Annotated in this window: 13 protein-coding genes; 8 read left to right on the top strand and 5 right to left on the bottom strand. The window is 61.5% G+C overall.

Features of this window, described 5'->3' with window-relative positions; translation table 11 throughout:
• Positions 1–449 precede the first annotated feature (449 nt).
• Both CAURIM_RS11460 and CAURIM_RS11455 read left to right on the top strand, forming a co-directional pair.
• Positions 450–3,746 (top strand): VaFE repeat-containing surface-anchored protein, encoded by a 3,297-nt coding sequence (locus CAURIM_RS11460; protein ID WP_290205365.1) that lies wholly within the window; start codon positions 450–452, stop codon positions 3,744–3,746.
• 214 nt (positions 3,747–3,960) lie between these two features.
• On the top strand, positions 3,961–4,872 hold the full coding sequence (locus CAURIM_RS11455) for a class F sortase (protein ID WP_010188735.1): 912 nt from the start codon (positions 3,961–3,963) through the stop codon (positions 4,870–4,872).
• Between the two features lie 35 nt (positions 4,873–4,907).
• Here the strand turns inward: CAURIM_RS11455 and CAURIM_RS11450 are convergent, their stop codons facing one another.
• Both CAURIM_RS11450 and CAURIM_RS11445 read right to left on the bottom strand, forming a co-directional pair.
• Positions 4,908–5,735, bottom strand: a complete 828-nt coding sequence (locus CAURIM_RS11450) for a PRD domain-containing protein (protein WP_010188737.1) — start codon at positions 5,733–5,735, stop codon at positions 4,908–4,910.
• A gap of 115 nt (positions 5,736–5,850) precedes the next feature.
• A complete protein-coding gene (locus CAURIM_RS11445; protein ID WP_201829042.1) occupies positions 5,851–7,959 on the bottom strand; it encodes a glucose PTS transporter subunit IIA in 2,109 nt (702 codons plus the stop codon).
• 353 nt (positions 7,960–8,312) lie between these two features.
• On the opposite strand from CAURIM_RS11445, the gene pta reads away from it, so the two are divergent.
• Complete coding sequence (gene pta / locus CAURIM_RS11440) at positions 8,313–9,677, top strand: phosphate acetyltransferase (RefSeq protein WP_201829044.1); 1,365 nt, start codon at positions 8,313–8,315, stop codon at positions 9,675–9,677.
• Positions 9,678–10,898: an acetate kinase gene (locus tag CAURIM_RS11435; protein ID WP_201829046.1), complete on the top strand. Its 1,221-nt coding sequence runs from the start codon at positions 9,678–9,680 to the stop codon at positions 10,896–10,898.
• Here the strand turns inward: CAURIM_RS11435 and CAURIM_RS11430 are convergent.
• The 3 genes from CAURIM_RS11430 to CAURIM_RS11420 are packed head-to-tail and all read right to left on the bottom strand — an operon-like array spanning position 10,895 to position 16,010.
• A complete protein-coding gene (locus CAURIM_RS11430) occupies positions 10,895–13,483 on the bottom strand; it encodes a tetratricopeptide repeat protein (RefSeq protein ID WP_201829048.1) in 2,589 nt (862 codons plus the stop codon). The two genes, CAURIM_RS11435 and CAURIM_RS11430, sit on opposite strands and share 4 nt — an antisense overlap.
• Positions 13,483–14,574, bottom strand: a complete 1,092-nt coding sequence (locus tag CAURIM_RS11425; protein ID WP_201829050.1) for a glutamate ABC transporter substrate-binding protein — start codon at positions 14,572–14,574, stop codon at positions 13,483–13,485. The genes CAURIM_RS11430 and CAURIM_RS11425 overlap by 1 nt, the downstream gene beginning before the upstream one ends.
• Positions 14,574–16,010, bottom strand: a complete 1,437-nt coding sequence (locus tag CAURIM_RS11420) for a GlnX family signal transduction membrane protein (protein WP_070645501.1) — start codon at positions 16,008–16,010, stop codon at positions 14,574–14,576. The genes CAURIM_RS11425 and CAURIM_RS11420 overlap by 1 nt, the downstream gene beginning before the upstream one ends.
• 84 nt (positions 16,011–16,094) lie before the next feature.
• On the opposite strand from CAURIM_RS11420, the gene CAURIM_RS11415 reads away from it, so the two are divergent.
• From CAURIM_RS11415 to CAURIM_RS11400, 4 genes are read left to right on the top strand one after another with little or no spacing between them, the layout of a single operon-like run.
• On the top strand, positions 16,095–16,583 hold the full coding sequence (locus tag CAURIM_RS11415; protein ID WP_201829052.1) for an NUDIX domain-containing protein: 489 nt from the start codon (positions 16,095–16,097) through the stop codon (positions 16,581–16,583).
• A gap of 39 nt (positions 16,584–16,622) precedes the next feature.
• Positions 16,623–17,561: an ABC transporter ATP-binding protein gene (locus CAURIM_RS11410; protein ID WP_201829054.1), complete on the top strand. Its 939-nt coding sequence runs from the start codon at positions 16,623–16,625 to the stop codon at positions 17,559–17,561.
• Positions 17,561–18,325 (top strand): ABC-2 transporter permease family protein, encoded by a 765-nt coding sequence (locus CAURIM_RS11405; protein ID WP_201829056.1) that lies wholly within the window; start codon positions 17,561–17,563, stop codon positions 18,323–18,325. Before CAURIM_RS11410 ends, CAURIM_RS11405 begins: the two co-directional genes overlap by 1 nt.
• Positions 18,322–19,497, top strand: coding sequence for a multidrug effflux MFS transporter (locus CAURIM_RS11400; protein ID WP_201829058.1), 1,176 nt, complete (start codon positions 18,322–18,324; stop codon positions 19,495–19,497). The genes CAURIM_RS11405 and CAURIM_RS11400 overlap by 4 nt, the downstream gene beginning before the upstream one ends.
• The last annotated feature ends 31 nt before the right edge of the window (positions 19,498–19,528 follow it).

Below are 19,528 nucleotides of genomic sequence, written 5' to 3'. Positions count from 1 at the left end.
GCGGGCTATAAGATTATGTGAGATTCTTAAGGAGAATCGCCCGTAAGGGCATAAAACCCTACGTCCAGATTTCAGATTGTCTCAGCGGAAACTTGCTGCTGTGCAGAACAGCTTGTAGACATTCACATCATTCTAAGGGGAAACAATGGGTAAATTAAGCAATATTTCCAGAGAGGGGTGGATGGTCCTTACTGCTGTTTTCACAGCAATAGCAGTGATTGCGGCCATGGTCACCGTTCCCTGGGCTAAGGCCAATGCGGCTGAGCCAACTGACTTCGTACCGAATATGACGCTGGGAGCGCAAGCAGAGAATCCTTATGTTGACCACTCGTGGGGGGAATTGGTCTGGGCGGGAAAGCCGCCGCGTGTAGCCGGTAATGCCGAACGGGGGGAACGAGGCTAACGATGTTGGATGGGCATGGTGTATCGATACGACTATTTATGGGCCCATGAATACCTACAGCGCCTACAAAGCTGAAACTGCCGGTAAGGCTCCCATTCCTGAAGGCTTCCGTGATGCTGCGATCAACTTAGCCGTGAAATTGCGGGATGCCACCGAGCGTGAAGACAAGGGCGCGGCCAGTCGGTACTCGGTGTATTTGGCTGCTGTTCTTGGTGCAGACCAAAAAAGCCAAACTGCCGCAGTGTTAACAATCACTGGTGAGGACCGTGCCTACAAGGCGCCCGGAGGTTTTGAATGGTATCCGTATTTCAATGGGTCTCCCGAGGAGTTTAAACAGCTTACAGGCTATGGGATCGAGACTTTCAGAATCACTGATGATTACGGATTTGAAACTGATGATTACGGATTTGAATTTGTAGCTGACCCTACAGTCGATATCCCGGCAGCTCCTGCCGATTCATTTATTACGATTGTTGGCCCGGACGGAAACCTCGAAAGGGGCGATCTCGATGCACAGCGTGTCATGCCGCCGGATCAGCCGGGACTGCCGGATGACGAGGGGGAGTCTGTTGAGCCGAAGATTTCGACGAATGCTGACTTTGCGAATGGTGCAACTGAGGTTGTTGCTGGTGCGCAGGTTAACGATACGGTGAAGTATGAGGGTCTGGTTCCGGGTAAGGAGTACACCCTTAATGCTGAGCTGATTTCTAAGAAGGACGGCAAGACCGTTCTGGGTGAGGGTGAAGAGACCTTTACTCCGGATGCTGCTAACGGCGAAGTTGTCGTTGAGATTGTTGTTGATGAGTCTGTGACGGAGCCGGTTGAGGCTGCGGTTGCTTTCGAGGAGTTGACTTCTGTTGAGGTCGACAAGGATGGCGAGGAGACCCCGGATGCTACTCCGGAGAACCCGAACCCCATCGCTGAGCACAAGGACATCAACGATGAGGCTCAGACTGTGACCTCTGAGAAGAAGCCTGTTGAGCCGAAGATTTCGACGAATGCTGACTTTGCGAATGGTGCAACTGAGGTTGTTGCTGGTGCGCAGGTTAACGATACGGTGAAGTATGAGGGTCTGGTTCCGGGTAAGGAGTACACCCTTAATGCTGAGCTGATTTCTAAGAAGGACGGCAAGACCGTTCTGGGTGAGGGTGAAGAGACCTTTACTCCGGATGCTGCTAACGGCGAAGTTGTCGTTGAGATTGTTGTTGATGAGTCTGTGACGGAGCCGGTTGAGGCTGCGGTTGCTTTCGAGGAGTTGACTTCTGTTGAGGTCGACAAGGATGGCGAGGAGACCCCGGATGCTACTCCGGAGAACCCGAACCCCATCGCTGAGCACAAGGACATCAACGATGAGGCTCAGACTGTGACCTCTGAGAAGAAGCCTGTTGAGCCGAAGATTTCGACGAATGCTGACTTTGCGAATGGTGCAACTGAGGTTGTTGCTGGTGCGCAGGTTAACGATACGGTGAAGTATGAGGGTCTGGTTCCGGGTAAGGAGTACACCCTTAATGCTGAGCTGATTTCTAAGAAGGACGGCAAGACCGTTCTGGGTGAGGGTGAAGAGACCTTTACTCCGGATGCTGCTAACGGCGAAGTTGTCGTTGAGATTGTTGTTGATGAGTCTGTGACGGAGCCGGTTGAGGCTGCGGTTGCTTTCGAGGAGTTGACTTCTGTTGAGGTCGACAAGGATGGCGAGGAGACCCCGGATGCTACTCCGGAGAACCCGAACCCCATCGCTGAGCACAAGGACATCAACGATGAGGCTCAGACTGTGACCTCTGAGAAGAAGCCTGTTGAGCCGAAGATTTCGACGAATGCTGACTTTGCGAATGGTGCAACTGAGGTTGTTGCTGGTGCGCAGGTTAACGATACGGTGAAGTATGAGGGTCTGGTTCCGGGTAAGGAGTACACCCTTAATGCTGAGCTGATTTCTAAGAAGGACGGCAAGACCGTTCTGGGTGAGGGTGAAGAGACCTTTACTCCGGATGCTGCTAACGGCGAAGTTGTCGTTGAGATTGTTGTTGATGAGTCTGTGACGGAGCCGGTTGAGGCTGCGGTTGCTTTCGAGGAGTTGACTTCTGTTGAGGTCGACAAGGATGGCGAGGAGACCCCGGATGCTACTCCGGAGAACCCGAACCCCATCGCTGAGCACAAGGACATCAACGATGAGGCTCAGACTGTGACCTCTGAGAAGAAGCCTGTTGAGCCGAAGATTTCGACGAATGCTGACTTTGCGAATGGTGCAACTGAGGTTGTTGCTGGTGCGCAGGTTAACGATACGGTGAAGTATGAGGGTCTGGTTCCGGGTAAGGAGTACACCCTTAATGCTGAGCTGATTTCTAAGAAGGACGGCAAGACCGTTCTGGGTGAGGGTGAAGAGACCTTTACTCCGGATGCTGCTAACGGCGAAGTTGTCGTTGAGATTGTTGTTGATGAGTCTGTGACGGAGCCGGTTGAGGCTGCGGTTGCTTTCGAGGAGTTGACTTCTGTTGAGGTCGACAAGGATGGCGAGGAGACCCCGGATGCTACTCCGGAGAACCCGAACCCCATCGCTGAGCACAAGGACATCAACGATCAGAACCAGACGGTTCCGAAGCCGACCGAGGAAACGACCCCGAACAACCCGGGTGAGGAGACCACCCCGAACGAGCCGGATGAGGAGACCACCCCGAACCAGCCGGGCGAGGAAACCACTCCGAACAACCCGGGCGAGGAGACCACCCCGAACCAGCCGGGTGAGGAGACCACCCCGAACCAGCCGGGCGAGGAAACCACTCCGAACAACCCGGGTGAGGAAACGACCCCGAACCAGCCGGGTGAGGAAACCACTCCGAACAACCCGGGTGAGGAGACCACCCCGAACCAGCCGGGTGAGGAGACGACCCCGAACGAGCCGGGTGACGAGCCGTCGGAGTCCACGACCGAGACCCCGGATAAGGGCGACGGCAATGACAAGGACGACAACGATGGCAGCTCGAAGAAGTCTGACCTGCCGTGGTGGCTGCTGCTCATCCCAGGTCTGGGCCTCATCAAGCTCATCATCGATGGTGGCAACGGTGGCAACGGTGGTGACCACGATGGTGGTAAGGGCACCTCTGAGGTCGTCGAGGAGAACGGCCGTGGCGGTGACCATGGTGAGTCCACCGGTGACAACGCTGGTGAGCCGTCCGAGCAGACTGGTGACAACACCGGTCGTGATGACCGTGAGGTCACGGTCCTGGACGCTACCCCGCCGGAGGACGCTGGCATGCCGCTGCCGTCCAATGCTGAGCGTGTCGAGATCAAGCACGTACCGTCCGGTGCGACCAAGCTTGAGCCTGGCATGAAGGACTTCATCAAGTAGTCCGCCTCATCTGCCGGCCCCTAGCCCCACAGGGCAGGGGTTGGTAAGGGCAGAACTTGTGTAGGGCAGTCCCCTCCAGGGTTCATCGTGAACGCTGAAGGGGATTTGTCATCTATTGTTTAATTAGAAAAATTATTACTGAAGTGTGTTAGAAGCGCGCTGTCAGCTGTTTGGTGCTGTTGACTGCAGGTGTGATTTAAGGAGTTAGGAAGTTATGGCTGATTCGGAAGAGCCAAACGGTATCCCGGAGTACCCCGCGCAGGGCTCTGGTTCAGAATCGGAAACCGAGCCGACATCGTCGTCCGCGGCGGTGCCATCTGGTGGTGCGCACAGAAAGCCGGAAGACGGTGAGAAGAAGGGCGGTAAGAAAGCACTCTGGGCCATTCTGGCGTTGATTGCTATTGTTCTGGTGATCGTCCAGTTGGTGGTGTACTTCGGCCGTGGTGGCGACGATGACGATGCTGGCGATTCGGCGGCATCGTCCACGGTGGCTGAGCAGTCGGAGGAAGCCGCACCGACGACGAACAATGATCCCTTCGTGGATGACTCCGGTGAGCAGGATAAGGAGATTGATGCGGCACCGGGTGAGTTCCGTGGCTTCGGTGCCATGTCCTTGGGCATCAACGATGAGTTCGCCGCCGTGGACCCGATTCAGGTTACGGATACCGGCATGCTGATTCCGCCGCGCGATGTGCAGCGCTTGGGTTGGTACTCCGCCTCCGCAGTACCGGGCGAGGCTGGCCCGGTGGGGTCCAGCGTTATCACCGGGCACATCAACTACCAGGGTCAGGGAACGGGCTTTGCGGAGAAGTTCACCACCCTGGAGCAGGGCCAGGAATTCACCGTCTTCATCGACGGTGAGGAGCGCAAGTTCCGTGTGACGGAGGCGCCATACCGTCTGCCGAAGGGCTCAGGCTTCCCCGACGTGGTGAACGATACGCAGGGAGATAACCGCTTGGTCCTCATCACCTGTGGCGGCAAGTTTGTCGGCGGCGAGCTGGGCTACGAGGATAACATCATCACCGTGGCAGAGCCGGTGGCGCCCGTGGAAGGCGGTGCTGAGGCGCCGACCGATGGTGCTGTTGACGCGCCCGCTGAGGGCGCTGTCGAGGCGCCGGCGGCTTAGCCTGGTTGGTGAATCGCCTAAGCGGGGGTGATGGCTTAGGCGGAGGCCTCCTCCAGGCGCGCTATGTGCAGCGTCAGGTAGGAGACCTCATCGGGGGTAAGGGTGTCATCGAGGCGCAGCTCAATCAGGTTAGCCACCATCTGGGCGGTCTCGACGGCGTCGGGGTAGCGGGCGGAGATTGCCGTGGCCACTTGGCGGTCGTCAGAGTCGAGTTGTTGGTGCTCCGCCATGCGCACGAAGAGGTAGCGCAGGTGCGTGATGAAGCGGGCGACGGAGATGTCCTCGCTGTTGAGTTCCGTATCGTTGTGAGAGCCGATAACGGCCAGGATTTGCTGAATCAGACCTGTCATGCGGTAAGTGCCGGAGAGATCCCCGACCGCGAAGCCGGCGTTGACCAGATGCAGGGTGATGGCCACGGCTTCATCTGGAGCCAGCGGCTTGTGCAGGCCACTGTTGATGGCAGTGAGCAGTTGCTGCGCGAGGGCAAAGTCATCGGCGTAGAGGTGGCGCACCTCAGCTTCCAATGGATAAGTCACAGGCTTGCCGCGGCTGACCGCACCGTGGATGTGATCCGCAATCGCTACGACGAGCGTGAGTTTGCCGCGCAGAGCCTCAGACATGTCGACGGAATGCATGGCATCGATGACCAGCTGCACGTACTCGCCGGGGATACCGGCAATCATGGCGGCGAGGTGGTCCGGATCGCGGCCGGAATCGGGAACAAAGACCTTAACCACCTTGGCCGGGTCAACCTCAGTGCCAGGCTTTGCCTGGAAGCCAATGCCGCGGCCGGTGACAATGACGTCCTCCGCGCCGCGCCGTGCGAGCACGACGTTGTTATTGAACACGCGCAACAGTTGCACAGAGCACCTTTCTGGTTGAGGTTAAAACGACTAAAGCCGGCCACGATGGTGATTACATCGAGCCAGCTTAGTCAGGGTTCGTTAAAGGCGTGCTAAAGGTTCCCTAGTGGGTCCTTTAGCGGGTCGTGGTGATGACCGTATCGCCAGCGGAGGCATGGTTGAGGCCAGCCGGGGTGACGGCAGACAGTGCCTTGGTGTTGGTCACGGCCAGGACAATGGTGGTGTCGTAGCCGGCTTCGGTGACCTTGGCAAAGTCAACGGTGGCAAGCAGCTCGCCCTGCTTGACGGTGTCACCCTTCTTGACGGCCGGGGCGAAACCTTCGCCCTTCATCTTGACGGTGTTGATGCCGATGTGGACCAGGACCTCCACGCCGTCCTCGGTCTTGATGCCGTAGGCGTGGCCGGACTTCATGGCGCTGACAATCGTGCCGCTCACCGGGGAGTAAACGTCGTTGCCCTCAGGGACGATGCCCACGCCATCGCCCAGCGTTCCAGCTGAGAAGACCGGGTCATCGATCTCAGCCATCGGGACAACCTTGCCGTTGGCAGGGGAGGCGATGTCGGTGGTGGTGCCAGCGGCAGGCTCAGCAGCCTTGGCCGGGGCGTCTGCCTTGGTAGCGGTTGCGGTGGCAGCACCAGCACCGGCGCCGGCAGTCGCGGTGGCTGCGGGGGCGTCGGCAAGCGCGGCGTTGTCAGCGTTGTCGGCGTTGTTGAGCTCGGCCTTCTCAGCTGCCTCGCGGGCGGCCTTGGCCTCAGCGCGCTCCTCCGGGGTGCGGTAGTCGGTGAAGAGGATGAGCAGGAAGGCCACGAAGAAGGCCACAGCAATGGAGATGGCGTACTTGGCCATCGGGGTGAAGACCGGGATGGTCAAAAGGGAGGTGAAGACGAAGGCGTCGGTCGTAATGCCGTTCGTGCCCAGGGTCAGCAGAGCCACGGTCAGACCACCAGCGAAGCAGCCCACCAGCATGCGCGGGTAAATGCGCTTGTAGCGCAGGTGGATACCGTAGAGGGAAGGCTCAGACACACCACCGAGCAGGCCAGCCAGGAGAGCAGAACCGGAGGTCTGGCGCATCACGTTGTCGTGGTCACGGATGGACAGAGCCAGCACACCAGCGGTGGCACCGAAGCAGGCGAAGTTCCATGCACCCATCGGGCCTTGGATGAAGTCATAGCCCAAAGTCTGAATGTTGACCAGCATGAGGGCGTTAAGCGGCCAGTGCAGGCCCAGCGGAACCAGGAACGGGTAGAGCATCGGGATGGCCAGGGCGAAGACGAACGGAACGTTGTCATTCATCCAGGACAGTCCGGCGCCAATGCCGTTACCGGCCCACACGCCGAAGGGGCCAATGAGGAAGGCCGTCAGCGGGATGAGGACGATCATGGTGAGGAAGGGAACGAAGACCATGTGCACCGCGGACGGAATGATCTTCTGGAAACCCTTGTAGAAGAGTGCGGCAACAGCAGCCATGATGAGCGGGACGAAGACGTTTCCACCGTAGTCCTGCAGCTGCATGGTCATACCGAAGATCTCAATGGAGCACTGCTCCGCACCGAGGGTGTCGTTGGTAACACACTGGACCGCGGGGTTCTCCGAGAGATCGAGGAACTCCGGGGTGAATAGTGCGAGCATGACTGCCGCGGGAACCCAGGGGTCGATGCGCAGCTTCTTACCAGCGTTATAGGCCACCATCACCGGCAGGAAGAAGAAGACGGAACGCCACATGGCATCCACGAAGAACCAGGAAGCCGGCTTGTCTGGGGAGCGGAAGTCCACGACGCCGAAAGCATCCAGCACCGAGGCGAAGGCGATGACCAGGGAGGCACCCAGCAGCACGCCCAGGATGGGGCGGAAGGAATCCGAGAGATACTCGAAGAAGGTATCCATCCACGGCACCTTGCCCTTGGACTTGGCGCGGGCCGCGGCCTTGACATCGTCGTTGGATTGGCCGGCGGAGGCGCCGGCGTTCTTCATCTGTGGGAGAGCGTTGATCTCGTCATAGACCGTGGCCACGTCACCGCCGATGACGACTTGGTAGTTGCGGCCACCCTGGGGCACAGCGCCCATTACCTTGGGGATAGATTCGAGTGCTTCCTTATCGGCTTTGGAGGCATCAGCCAGCTCAAAGCGCAGGCGCGTAGCGCAGTGCGTGAAAGAGGTGATGTTCTCCGCTCCGCCGATGCCATCCAAGATGGCCTCGGCTGCCGAGCGAGTCTCTGTCGACATGAGAATCCTTTCGAGAGTAGGCAGGCACTGTGGCTAAAAACCACGAAAGACCTAGGCCACAATGGTTCATAGCGAACCATCCCCACACGGCTAAGAGTGGGGAGCCTAGGTCTTGCCCGAAGTAACAATCCTGGTTAGGAGCCTACTCCGGGGGTTTAATGGAGACAAGTTTCTGTGGGATAACGCACTTTGTCTTCGGGTGGGGCGCCAGTGGCCTGGGGAGTTGCTGAGGGAAGGCGATGGATTGGCGGCGAGAAGAGGTGCGTTGCCGTACTGTGAAAGTGTCGTAGTGTCACTGTGTGCCCCACTATGTGAGCCCGGGTACACGCTTTCTAAGCAGAGAAAGGTTTCTTATGACCGCCAAGTCCTCACGGAATTCCGCCTTTATCAGCGTCATCGGGCGCGGCTTTGACGGTTTGGACGTTGCTGCTGTGGCTCAGGAACTGGGGGCCACCTTCGCCCAGGTAGATGACTTGGGAACCACGCTTAGCGAAGTCCTGGAGAATGCTCCTACGGGCAACCTGGTCCTCCAGGGCACCGGCGTTATGGACTTTGATGCCAAGGCCGCCGCCGCCCTAGGTCTGCCCTTCGTGTTGATTTCCGCTGCACCCGCACGCGCCGCGGAGTTGGCGCTGAACCACGCGCGTTCGGTGGGTGCCACGGTGGTGGGCGCGTTGACCGAAGTCTCCTCGGTTCCTGGTGCGATTTCCTCCCTGGAGGAGATCGAACCTTATATGAGCGCTGAGCTTTTCCAGAAGCAGCTTTTGGATCAGGCCCGCGAGATTGGCGCGCACATCGTGCTGCCGGAGGGCGAAGATGATCGCATCTTGGAGGCTGCCGGTGAGCTCATCAAGGGCAAGGTGGCTAAGCTGACGATTTTGGGTGATGGGAACGTTGAGAAGCGCGCCCAGGAACTCGGGATTGACTTGTCCAGCGTGGACATCATCAACCACCTGGAATCCCCGCTGGCAGAAGAGTTTGCAGCGGACTTCGCGGAGCTGCGCAAGAAGAAGGGCGTGACGCTGGAGCAAGCGCGCGAGACGATGAAAGACGTGTCCTACTTCGCCACGATGATGGTGCACAAGGGCTTGGCCGATGGCATGGTCTCCGGCGCAGCGCACACCACGGCGCACACCATTAAGCCTTCCTTCCAGATCATTAAGACCAAGCCGGAGGCCTCCGTGGTCTCCTCCATCTTCCTCATGGTGATGCCGGGCCGCCTGTGGGCCTTCGGTGACTGCGCGGTCAACCCGAACCCGACCCCGGAGCAGCTCGGCGAGATCGCCATCGTCTCTGCGCAGACCGCAGCGCAGTTCGGCTTGGACCCGCGCGTGGCGTTGCTGTCCTATTCCACGGGTACTTCGGGCGCTGGCCCGGATGTGGAGAAGGTGGGGCAGGCCGTCGAAGTGGCTCGCGGCATCGATTCCTCCGTGGCGGTGGATGGTCCGCTGCAGTTTGACGCTGCCTGCGACCCTGGCGTGGCCGCCAAGAAGGCGCCGGAATCCGACGTTGCGGGTAAGGCCACGGTCTTCGTCTTCCCAGACCTGGAGGCCGGCAATATCGGTTATAAGACGGCACAGCGCACCGGTGGTGCACTGGCGGTGGGTCCGATTCTGCAGGGGCTGAACAAGCCGGTCAATGACCTTTCGCGCGGCGCGACCGTTCCGGACATCATCAACACGGTGGCTATTACCGCAATTCAGGCAGGGGTGAAGTAGATGGCGTACGTACTCGTTCTCAACTCGGGTTCCTCCTCGGTTAAATTCCAGCTGGTGGACCCGGAAAGCTCGGCCACGGATACCCCGTTGGTCTCGGGTTTGGTGGAGCAGGTCGGTGAGCCGCAGGGCGCGGTGACCGTCAAGACGGGAGGTGAGGAATTCAAGGAAGAACTGGAGATTCCCACCCACTCCTTCGGCTTGGACCGCGCATTCGGCATCATGCACGAGCACGGCGTGGGCCCGACGGATGTCGAGGTCATCGCCGTGGGTCACCGCGTGGTGCACGGCGGGCGCCTGTTCAGCGAGCCGCAGCTCATCGTGGACCAGATCGAGTCCATGATCGAGGACCTCATCCCGCTCGCACCGCTGCACAACCCGGCGAACCTGGACGGTATCCGCGTGGCGCGTAAGCTGCTGCCGGAGATCCCGCACGTGGCGGTCTTCGATACGGCCTTCTTCAATCACATGCCGCCGGCGGCAGCGCTCTACGCCATCAACAATGATGTGGCCTCGCAGTACGATATCCGCCGCTACGGCTTCCACGGAACCTCCCACGAGTTTGTCTCGCAGCAGGTGCCGAAGCTTCTTGACCGCGACCCTGGGCATGTTCACCAGATCACGCTGCACCTGGGCAACGGTGCCTCCGCCGCGGCGATTCGCAACGGCCGCCCGATCGATACCTCGATGGGCCTGACCCCGCTGGCAGGTTTGGCCATGGGCACGCGCTCGGGCGATATTGACCCGGGTATTATCTTCCACCTCTCGCGCGAGGCGGGTATGTCGATCGATGAGATCGACAACCTTCTGAACAAGCGCTCCGGTGTGAAGGGTATTGCGGGTGTCAACGATTTCCGGGTGCTGCGCGAGCGCATCAACAACGAGGACCAGGATGCCTGGCTGGCCTATAACATCTACATCCACCAGCTGCGCCGCTTCATTGGTGCATACATGATTGCGTTGGGCCGCGTGGACGCGATTACGTTTACCGCCGGCGTGGGTGAGAACGATACCGAGGTCCGCCAGGATTCGTTGTACAACCTGGACATGTACGGCATTGACTTCGATAAGGAAGCCAACCTGGTGCGCTCGAAGGAGCCGCGCATGATTTCGACCGCGGATTCCCAGGTCAAGGTCTTCGTGGTGCCGACGAACGAGGAGCTGGCTATTGCACAGAAGTCCGCGGGTATCGCGGCCATGGCCCGGGAGGCGGGCCTGTACTAGAACATCGTGACTGGGCGGACCTTGTTGGCCAGGTCCACCAGCGCGTAGCGGTGGCGAGCGAACGGCGCCTGGCGAGCTAGTGCCCGCAGGGTATCCGCCAGGCCATAGCGCAGGCCGCGCTGGGTAAAGGGGAACTCGAAAAGATCGTTGGGGGAGGCCGCGGCCTTGAGGTCTGATTCACGCAGGAAGGTCAGCCCGGCGGAGATGACCGCAATCTTGATCTGTAGAAAGCGCGGCTCGTTCTGCGGAATCTCCTCCAGGCGGCGGGCGGCGCGGCGGATGCGGGACTCGGAAAGGTCGTGCACGATGAGCTGCAGAACCGTGGTCAAGCGGGCCATGCGGTGGTGACGCGAGGCATTGGGGACCTTATCCAAGGTGGCCACGGCGAGCTCCACCTGGTACTCGGCGCGCAGCTGGCGGGCCAAGCCGAAGGCGGAGGAGACCGTCGTCGGGTTCGTGGCCCACACGATGCCGTAGAGACGCAGCGAATTGAAACGCAGGTGGGCCGGATCATCGGTGATGTGGTCCCAGATGCCCGGCTGGTCCTCAAAAGCATCATTGGGCAAATCCGCCAGCGAGGTGGTCAGGTTGGCGCAGGCGCGGGCAACGGCAGCGTCTATAAGCGCGGCCTCCGAAAAACCCAGCTGCTGCAGGATGAGCTCGTTGACCGCGCCGATGGCCAGCTTCGGTGCGGCCTCACCGGGTAGCACGTCGAGGACGTGCGCGAAGTGGGCCTGGGCCTCACGGTATTTGTCCAAGAGCAGTTCGGTCACGCCCGAGTACCAGTGGAAGCGCCAGTCCTTGCCCAAGCGCTCCTCGATGGAGGTCAACCACTCGCGGGCCTGGCCGATATAGCCCAAGTCGATCATGGCGCGCACCACACCGAGGGGAATCTCGGCGGACTCTTCGTACTCCGGGGCCTGCATGGCCTGGCGCAGGGTTTCTAGCGCTTCCTGCGGCTCGGTATAGGAGGAGCCCTGCAGCAGCGGGGCTCCGATATCGGAGCGGACAACCAGCGGGATGGGCAGCGCGGATACCACCTCGGGGGCAGTGATGCGGACGGTGCGGTCGATGCCATCGATGAGCTGGTCGGTGCGGAAGACCAGGTGCTTCGTGCCGAAGGTCGTACGCTGCGGGGAAAAGACGGAGTGCTGGGCCGGGTGCTGGATGCCATCACGGAGCGCGATGACCTCACGCAGCACACCGAAGAGCTGGTCACGCAGCTCGGAGACCGATGCGAAGCGCTGCTCCGGGTCAGGGTCAGTCGCGCGCAAGAGCAGGCGGTAGAAAGAAAGGTAGCGGCGCAGCAGCGGCTCCTCCGTGGGGGAGGGCAGGCCGGGCTTATAGACGCCATCCTCCACCGGCAGCTTCAACGTCAGGCAGGCCAGGGTGCGCCCGATGGTATAAATATCGCTGGCCACCGAGGGGCCCTGGGTGGAGATCTCCGGCGCCTGAAAACCCTGCGTGCCGTAGATATGCCCGAAGGCACCGATGCCGGAGACCGCGCCCAGATCGATGAGTTTGACCTGGTCCTCGGTGACGATGATGTTGGAGGGCTTTAAGTCGTTGTAGACCACGCCGCGGGCGTGCAGGTAATCCAGGGCGGGCAGGATTTCCAAAATATAGGCAATGGCCGTATCGACCGGGAAGCGGTCATTGGCCTGGTCGTTGCGGCGCTGCTTGAGCGAAGGTCCGCCGACGTATTCCATGACGATGAAGCCGCCGGGCACGCGGGGATCATCGATGAAGTTGAAAATCTTCACGATATTCGGGTGCGTGATATCCGCGAGGAACTCACGCTCCGCCTCCGCAGTCGCCGTTTCCTCGGCGGAGTTGGTGGATTGCATGCCCTTGAGCACCACGATGCGCCCGGAGACGAAATGGTCATTGGCCAGGTAGATCCAGCCCAGCCCGCCATGCGCCAGCACGCCGAGGATTTCGTATTGGCCCGCCACCATGTCACCCGGCTTAAGCTGCGGCGGGGCGGCGCGGGGCGCATCCTGCGGATCGATGAGTGCTTGAGTGGGATCATCCGGGACGACGAAGGGCAAGGTGGCCATGCCATCGGCCACTTCGCGGTCGGTGCGCTTGGTGCTGCGGCGCTGGCGGAAGGTATCGAGCGCGCGGCGGCGGGAGGCCTGCGAAGGGTCCTCTGCTTTGCGACGATCTCGCAGCTGCCCCAGCTCCTCGATCAGTGCCGCGATATTGTCTGAATCGACGTATTCGCCATCGCCAGGCTTGTTCGTCGCGCTGCCGTGCGTGCCGGGGCGACCGGCGGGGGAGAGGACGGCGCCAGTGGCGGCGGGGTCATCCTCCCCGAAGTCATCGGCGAAAGGATCGAAAGGTACCGCCGCGGTGCGGTCGGAGGCTTCCGTGTTGTCGGCGCCGGAGGCTGCTGTTCCCGGATCGCCTGGTTTCGCAGGCGAGGTGCCGAGAAGATGATCCTCCGAATAATCGTCATCGTCATCCGCGAAAGGATCGAAGCGGACGGCTTGCGTGGCGTCGGCAGGAGCTTCGGGCTCCGCGGTCTCGTGCTCTTCGGGCGTGAGGTGATCGAGCTCATCCTCGCTGAAGCGGTGCGACATTAGTGTCCCTCCTTCTTCTCGCCGGGTGGGTTGCTGGTTGGGGAAGTCGGCTGGGATTCCGTCGCGGGTGGGGTCTCATCGAGGTACTTAGGTGCCGGGAGCACCGGCTGTTCCATATAATCCCCCAGCCACGTTGTGAAGAGCCTCTGCCAGGTCCCGTCCTTGCGAATGCGCTCCAGCGTGGAGTTCACCTGACGGATAAGCGGGCGCGAATCATACGAGCCATCGGGTTTGCGCACGGCCACGCCATAGCTTTGGCTTTCGAGGGGACCACCGACAATCTCGGTGTAGCGATCCTGGGCCAGCATGCCGGAGAGCAGCGCATCATCCACCACGATGCCATCCGCTTGCCCCAGTTGCAGGGCCATGAGGCAATCGCCCCAGGCGCGGGTTTCTAGGATGTCGGAAGCAGGCGCGTGCGTGCGTATCGCGTCCACCATGGTGGAACCCTTTGTCGCACACAAGGTCATCCCAGCGGTATCCGCGATGGACTCAACGCCGGAGTTCTTCAGCACCAGCAAACGCGCGTCGGTTTGCATATAGGGAATGGAGAAGGAGACTTCGCGCTGGCGGCTGGGGCTAATCGTCATGGTGCGGATGACGATATCCACCGTGCGATCATTGAGCGCACGCGCGCGTTCGGAAGCCTCCACGAAGCGGAAGTCCACCTTGTTGGGATCCCCGAAGATATCGCGGGCGATTTCGCGAGCAATATCGACCTCGAAGCCGCGGACCTCGCCGCTGGCGGTATCGCGGTAGCTGAGCAGGTTATTGGAGCGATCCACACCCACGATAAGCCGGCCGCGCGCCAGGATATCGGGCACGCGCTCCTCCGGCTTCTTATCGTCCGGGCGGTAGGAGCCATAGGCCTCTTCGGTGCTTTGCTTGGACGCCTCGCCGGCGCCAGCGGGCTCGATGATGGCATCCTCCGGCAGTGGTGGTCCCGGCGTGGAATCGAGGTTCGCGGTGGAGGGCAGGATGGGGTCCTGCGTGCTGGGCGGCTCCGGCTCACAGCCGCTGAGCGCCACGGCGCTGCTGAGCAGGAGCAGGGCCGCGGTCCAGGCCGGGCGGTTCTTGGTAGGGCGGCGCATCACAGGTACTCCTGCAGACGGGGACGAATACCTAGCCACACGGCAATAATCGCACCAAAGGTGGCCAGGAGCACGCCGGTCGAGACCATCGTCATGGCATTGAGCCCCTGGACCAGATAGGTGCGCATGGCATCGCGGGCTTGATCGATGAGTGCTGCCAAGGAGCTATCCACGGCGTTGAAAGCACTGGCGGCGGTCGGGTCACCATCCGGATCGATGGCGGTGGCCTGGTACAGCGCGCCATCGTAGTCGCCCATGGCAAGGTCCTCGGTGAACTTCTCGTGCGTGGATGTCCAGTCTTCTACTGCCTGCTTGGCGCGGGGAATCAGGGAAGGATCGGAGGAGGGGAAGTCGTCGTCGTTAAGCGCCTGCTCATAATCCCGCAGGGCCTGGTTAACGGAGTACACCGTGGAGCTAAAGTGCACGGACATGTCCTGCTCGGAGGAGCGCAAGACTAGCGCGAGAGTCTCCGAGGTGCGCATCTGCTGGGCCTCAATGCGCGAGGCAGTCAGTGAATCCCAGGGGCGCGACACCGTCTCGAAACCCTGGTGGCCCGAGGCCCACGTGGCGAAGTTGGAGGCGGAGGCCCACACCAGCGCGAGGAACAGCAACCCCGTGGCCGCCACAAAGCCACGGTTGAAGCGGCGGCGGGTCAGCCGCCACAGCCACCACTGCGCCAAGCCGAGGAAAATGAGTGCGGCAACCAGCCCGGACAGCGGAACCCACTGCGGGCGGGTCAGACGCTGCTGCTGTTGGCTCACCTTCTCCGAGGTCAGGGTGAACAGCTCCGCGGCGGCGGGGAGAATCTGGGTCCGCATGAGCGCCGAGGCGTTGGACATATAGGAATTCGCCACGGCGTGGCCCGCGCGGTGATTGACACGCGCCTTTTCCACGAGGGCGGTGTACACCGGCAGCTCGCGCTGGATAAAGGTGACGAGCTCGCGCACGCGCTCATCCTCGGCGGAGGTGCCCACGATGGCCTGCGTGGCGGCGACCGACGCGGCATCGATGGCCTCGTTATAGCGGTTGCGGTTATGCTCCGGTTCGACGCCCGCCTGCACGAAGCCGGTGGTGGCCACGGTATCGGCCAGAGACAGGTTGGTGTAGAGGTGATGCGCCGCATTCGACATCGGCTCCGTGGAGGTCAGCAGAGTATCCAGGTCATCGTGGCGCGCGGCCGAGGAAGAAGACATAGAAAACCCGGCTGCCGCGAGCGCGGCGGTCAGGATGACGGTGACCGTAAACAGCTTGCCGGGCGTGGTGGAAGCAAAGCTATAAAAGCGCCGGAGGACGCGCGCTGGGCCGGAGAAGGAACTCATGGCCAGCTGCGTGGGGCGGCTAAAAGCCGGGGCAGCAGGCTCGGTGACCTCATCGAGCCAATGATCGCCCCATGATTCGGGGGAGTGCTCGCGCAGTTCGGTGGCCGGGCCGGTCATTCCCTTAGGATAGCGCCCTTGAGCGCGTCGCGCGATGATTTGGGGCAGGGTGGCGCGGGCTGCTTCTGACGTATCGTGGAAGGCATGTGTACACGCGTAAACCCAGAACTTTCCGGAGATGGCTGGTCTAAGGGGCCGGGCGGGGTGCCGGTGTGGGGCAAGTTCGGAGCTGCTGGCCTTTTCTTGGTGGCGGGGGATGAGGTGTTGCTCCAGCACCGCGCCACGTGGACGAATAATGGCGGGACCTGGGGAATCCCGGGCGGGGCGCGGGATAAGCCGGAGTCCCCGGAGCAGGCCGCCTTGCGGGAGACGGCGGAGGAAACCGGAATCGCGGCCTCAGACGTCGAGGTGCTGGATGCGCTGGTCACCTCCGGGCCCTTCGAGGAAGGCTGGACCTATACCACGGTGTTGGCGCGGACGCTTTCTGGCCGGCGCTTGGCGGTGACCGCCAATGAGGAATCCGCCGAGCTGCGCTGGGTGCCGTTTAACCAGGTAGAAGAGCTAGAGCTCTTGGCTCCCTTCCGGGAAGCGCTGCCGCGGCTGCTGGAGCGCTGGGAGGAAATCAGCAGCTGATACAGGCGCGCGGCGGGAACCTGTGGCACGCTGTAGGACATGATTGAAGTAGCCGGACTGACCAAACAGTACAAGTCTGTCCGCGCCGTCGATGACCTCACCTTTCAGGTGGAGCCGGGACAAGTGACCGGCTTTCTGGGGCCAAACGGCGCCGGAAAATCAACGACGATGCGCATGATCCTGGGTTTGGACAAGCCCACCGCTGGTACCGCCTTGGTGCACGGTAAGCCCTACCGCGAGCTGAAGAACCCGCTGCGTGAGGTGGGCGCGCTTCTCGACGCCAAAGCGGTCCACGCCAACCGCACCGCCGCCAATCACCTGACGTGGATGGCGCAGGCTAATGGCATTCCTACTTCCCGCGTCGATGAGGTGCTGGGGCTTGTGGGCTTGGCTGATGTGGCCGGCAAGAAGGCCGGCGGATTCTCCCTCGGTATGGGCCAGCGCCTTGGTCTAGCGGCCGCGCTGTTGGGGGATCCGGGCGTGCTGATCCTGGATGAGCCGGTCAACGGCCTGGACCCGGAAGGCATTCGCTGGGTGCGCTCGCTCGTGCGGGCGCTGGCGGCGGAGGGCCGCACGGTGCTCATCTCCTCGCACCTGCTGGCGGAGATGGCGCAAACCGCGGACCACCTCGTGGTGATTGGCCGCGGCAGGCTCTTGGCTAATCAGCGCACCTATGACTTTGTCAAGGAAAACTCCAGTGCCTCGGTTATCGTGCGCTCGGAGCATCTGCGCGAGTTCGGCTCGGCGCTGAAGGAGGCCGGCATCACGTATAGCGAGTCGGTCGATGAGGAGCAGCGCCCGACGCTGGTGATCCCTCACCAGACCACGGATTACGTGGGTCAGCTGGCTTACTCCACGGGTGTGCCGCTGACGGAATTGACGCTCCACCGCGCCTCGCTGGAAGAGGCCTACGTGGCTATGACGGATCGCGCGGTGCAGTACCAGGCGGCGGCACCGCAGGAAGGGGTACAGCGCTAATGTTTCTCAACACTGTTCACGCGGAGTGGACGAAGCTGCGCACGACGAAGTCCTTCTGGTGGACCACCGCGCTCATCTTTCTCATCGTGACCGGCTGGACGCTGCTGAACTCGCTCAACGCGGGCGAAGCCGTGCTGGGCATTAGCCCGCTGCAGGAGCGGGCCTTGAGCTCCATCATCCTGCTCATGGGCATGCCGATCATGATGATCCAGGGCGCGATGGTGGTGACCACGGAGTACCGCTATAAGACACAATCCTTGACCTTCATGGCCAACCCGAAGCGCTGGACCGTAGCCTGTGCCAAGCTGCTGCTCTACGGCGTGATTGCGGCTATCATTGCTTTCTTGAGCCTGGTGTACATCTTCGTGTTAGCGGATATGACGACGAACGAATCGGCGGCGGAGGCTTTCCAACCCTTTGCCAGCGAGGATGGCAAGTACATGCTGTGGTCCTTCCCGCTCGCAGCCTTCGGCGTGGTTGCCTTCGTGCAGGGCCTGGGCATGCTGTTGCGGCAGACCGCCGGCACGGTGGCGATTTCCCTCATCTTGTACTTGGGCTTGGAAAACATCGTGCGTGTGCTGCCGATGGTGGGCGATAAGGCCATTCACTTCATGCCCTTTACCGCCTTCCAGAACTGGGCGGTGAACTATGTCGATGAGAACGCGCCGTGGTCATCGGTAGGATTTGAGGCCCTCGTCTTCTTCGGCTGGGCCGCGGTGCTGTGGATTTTCGGCGTCATCGTGCTGGAGCAGCGCGACGCGTGATTCCTTTTTCGCTCCTGGCTACATTGGCGCTGTTGTCCGCAACAGCGCCTTTTGCCACTGATATGTACCTGCCGGTGATGCCGGAGATCCTCTCCGATTTGGGCACCACCCGGGCCATGGTGCAGCTGACCATCTCGGGCTTCTTCATCGGCATGGGTATCGGCCAGCTCGTGATGGGCCCGCTATCCGACGCCATCGGGCGCAAACGCCTCCTCATCGCCGGCGCCTCCCTTGCACTGGTGGCCTCCGTGCTGGCGGCGCTGGCTCCGACCGCCACCGTGCTCGTGGCCGCCCGTGTGCTGCAGGGCCTCGGCGGCGGCGCGTGCGTGGTGCTCGCCCGCGCGGTGGTACCTGACCTCGTGCACGGCGCGGCGGCCGCGAAGGCGTATTCGCTGCTCATGGCGCTGCAGGGAATCGCGCCGGCAGTGGCCCCGGTGCTCGGCGGTGTCCTGGCGGAGCCGCTGGGCTGGCGCGGCATCTTTTGGGTTCTTGCCGGGCTGCATGCGGTGCAGTTGGTGCTGGCGATTGCCATCGTCCCGGAGACCGCGGGCGGGCGCTCCCGCGCTGGGCTGTTTCGCACGGTGGCGGGCAACTACTGGGCGGTGTTGACCAATGCCCGGGTCTGGGGCTACTTGGTGACCATGGCCTTCGGCTTCTGCTCGATGTTCTGCTACATCGCGGCTTCGGCCTTCGTGGTGCAAAACCAGTGGGGCTTTTCGCCGTTGGGCTATTCGCTGATTTTCGGCATCAACGCGGTGGGCCTCTTTATGGCCACGCTGGTGAATTCGCGGGCCATGGATTCAGTCTCCCCGGCGGTCATGCTGCGCATTGGCGTGACTGGCGTCTTTGTCTGCGGGGTGATCTTGTTGCTGTCGGTGTTGTTCGGCGCTCCGGTATGGGTCTGCCTCATCGTCCTTTTCTCCTGCGTGGCGCCGACCGGCTTCATCATGGGTAACGCCACCGCTTTGGCGACGGGCCTCATGCGCCCGCGAGCGGGTAGCGTCTCCGCGATCATGGGCTTCGGCCAGTCTATGTTGGCCAGCGCCATCAGCCCGCTCATGGGCTGGGGCTCGAACGCAGCGCTGACCATGGCCATCGGAATGGTGTGCTGCAGCTTCATCTCGCTGTGCGGCCTTGTGGTATCCACGCGGCTGGCCCGCGGCGCCTCGTAGCGCGCAGCGCCGCCCAACGCGGCGCTGCGCA

It is taken from the genome of Corynebacterium aurimucosum (assembly GCF_030408555.1).
Taxonomy (GTDB): domain Bacteria; phylum Actinomycetota; class Actinomycetes; order Mycobacteriales; family Mycobacteriaceae; genus Corynebacterium; species Corynebacterium aurimucosum.
Note: the sequence above shows the minus strand (reverse complement) of the source record. Positions and strands in the feature narration are given on the sequence as shown.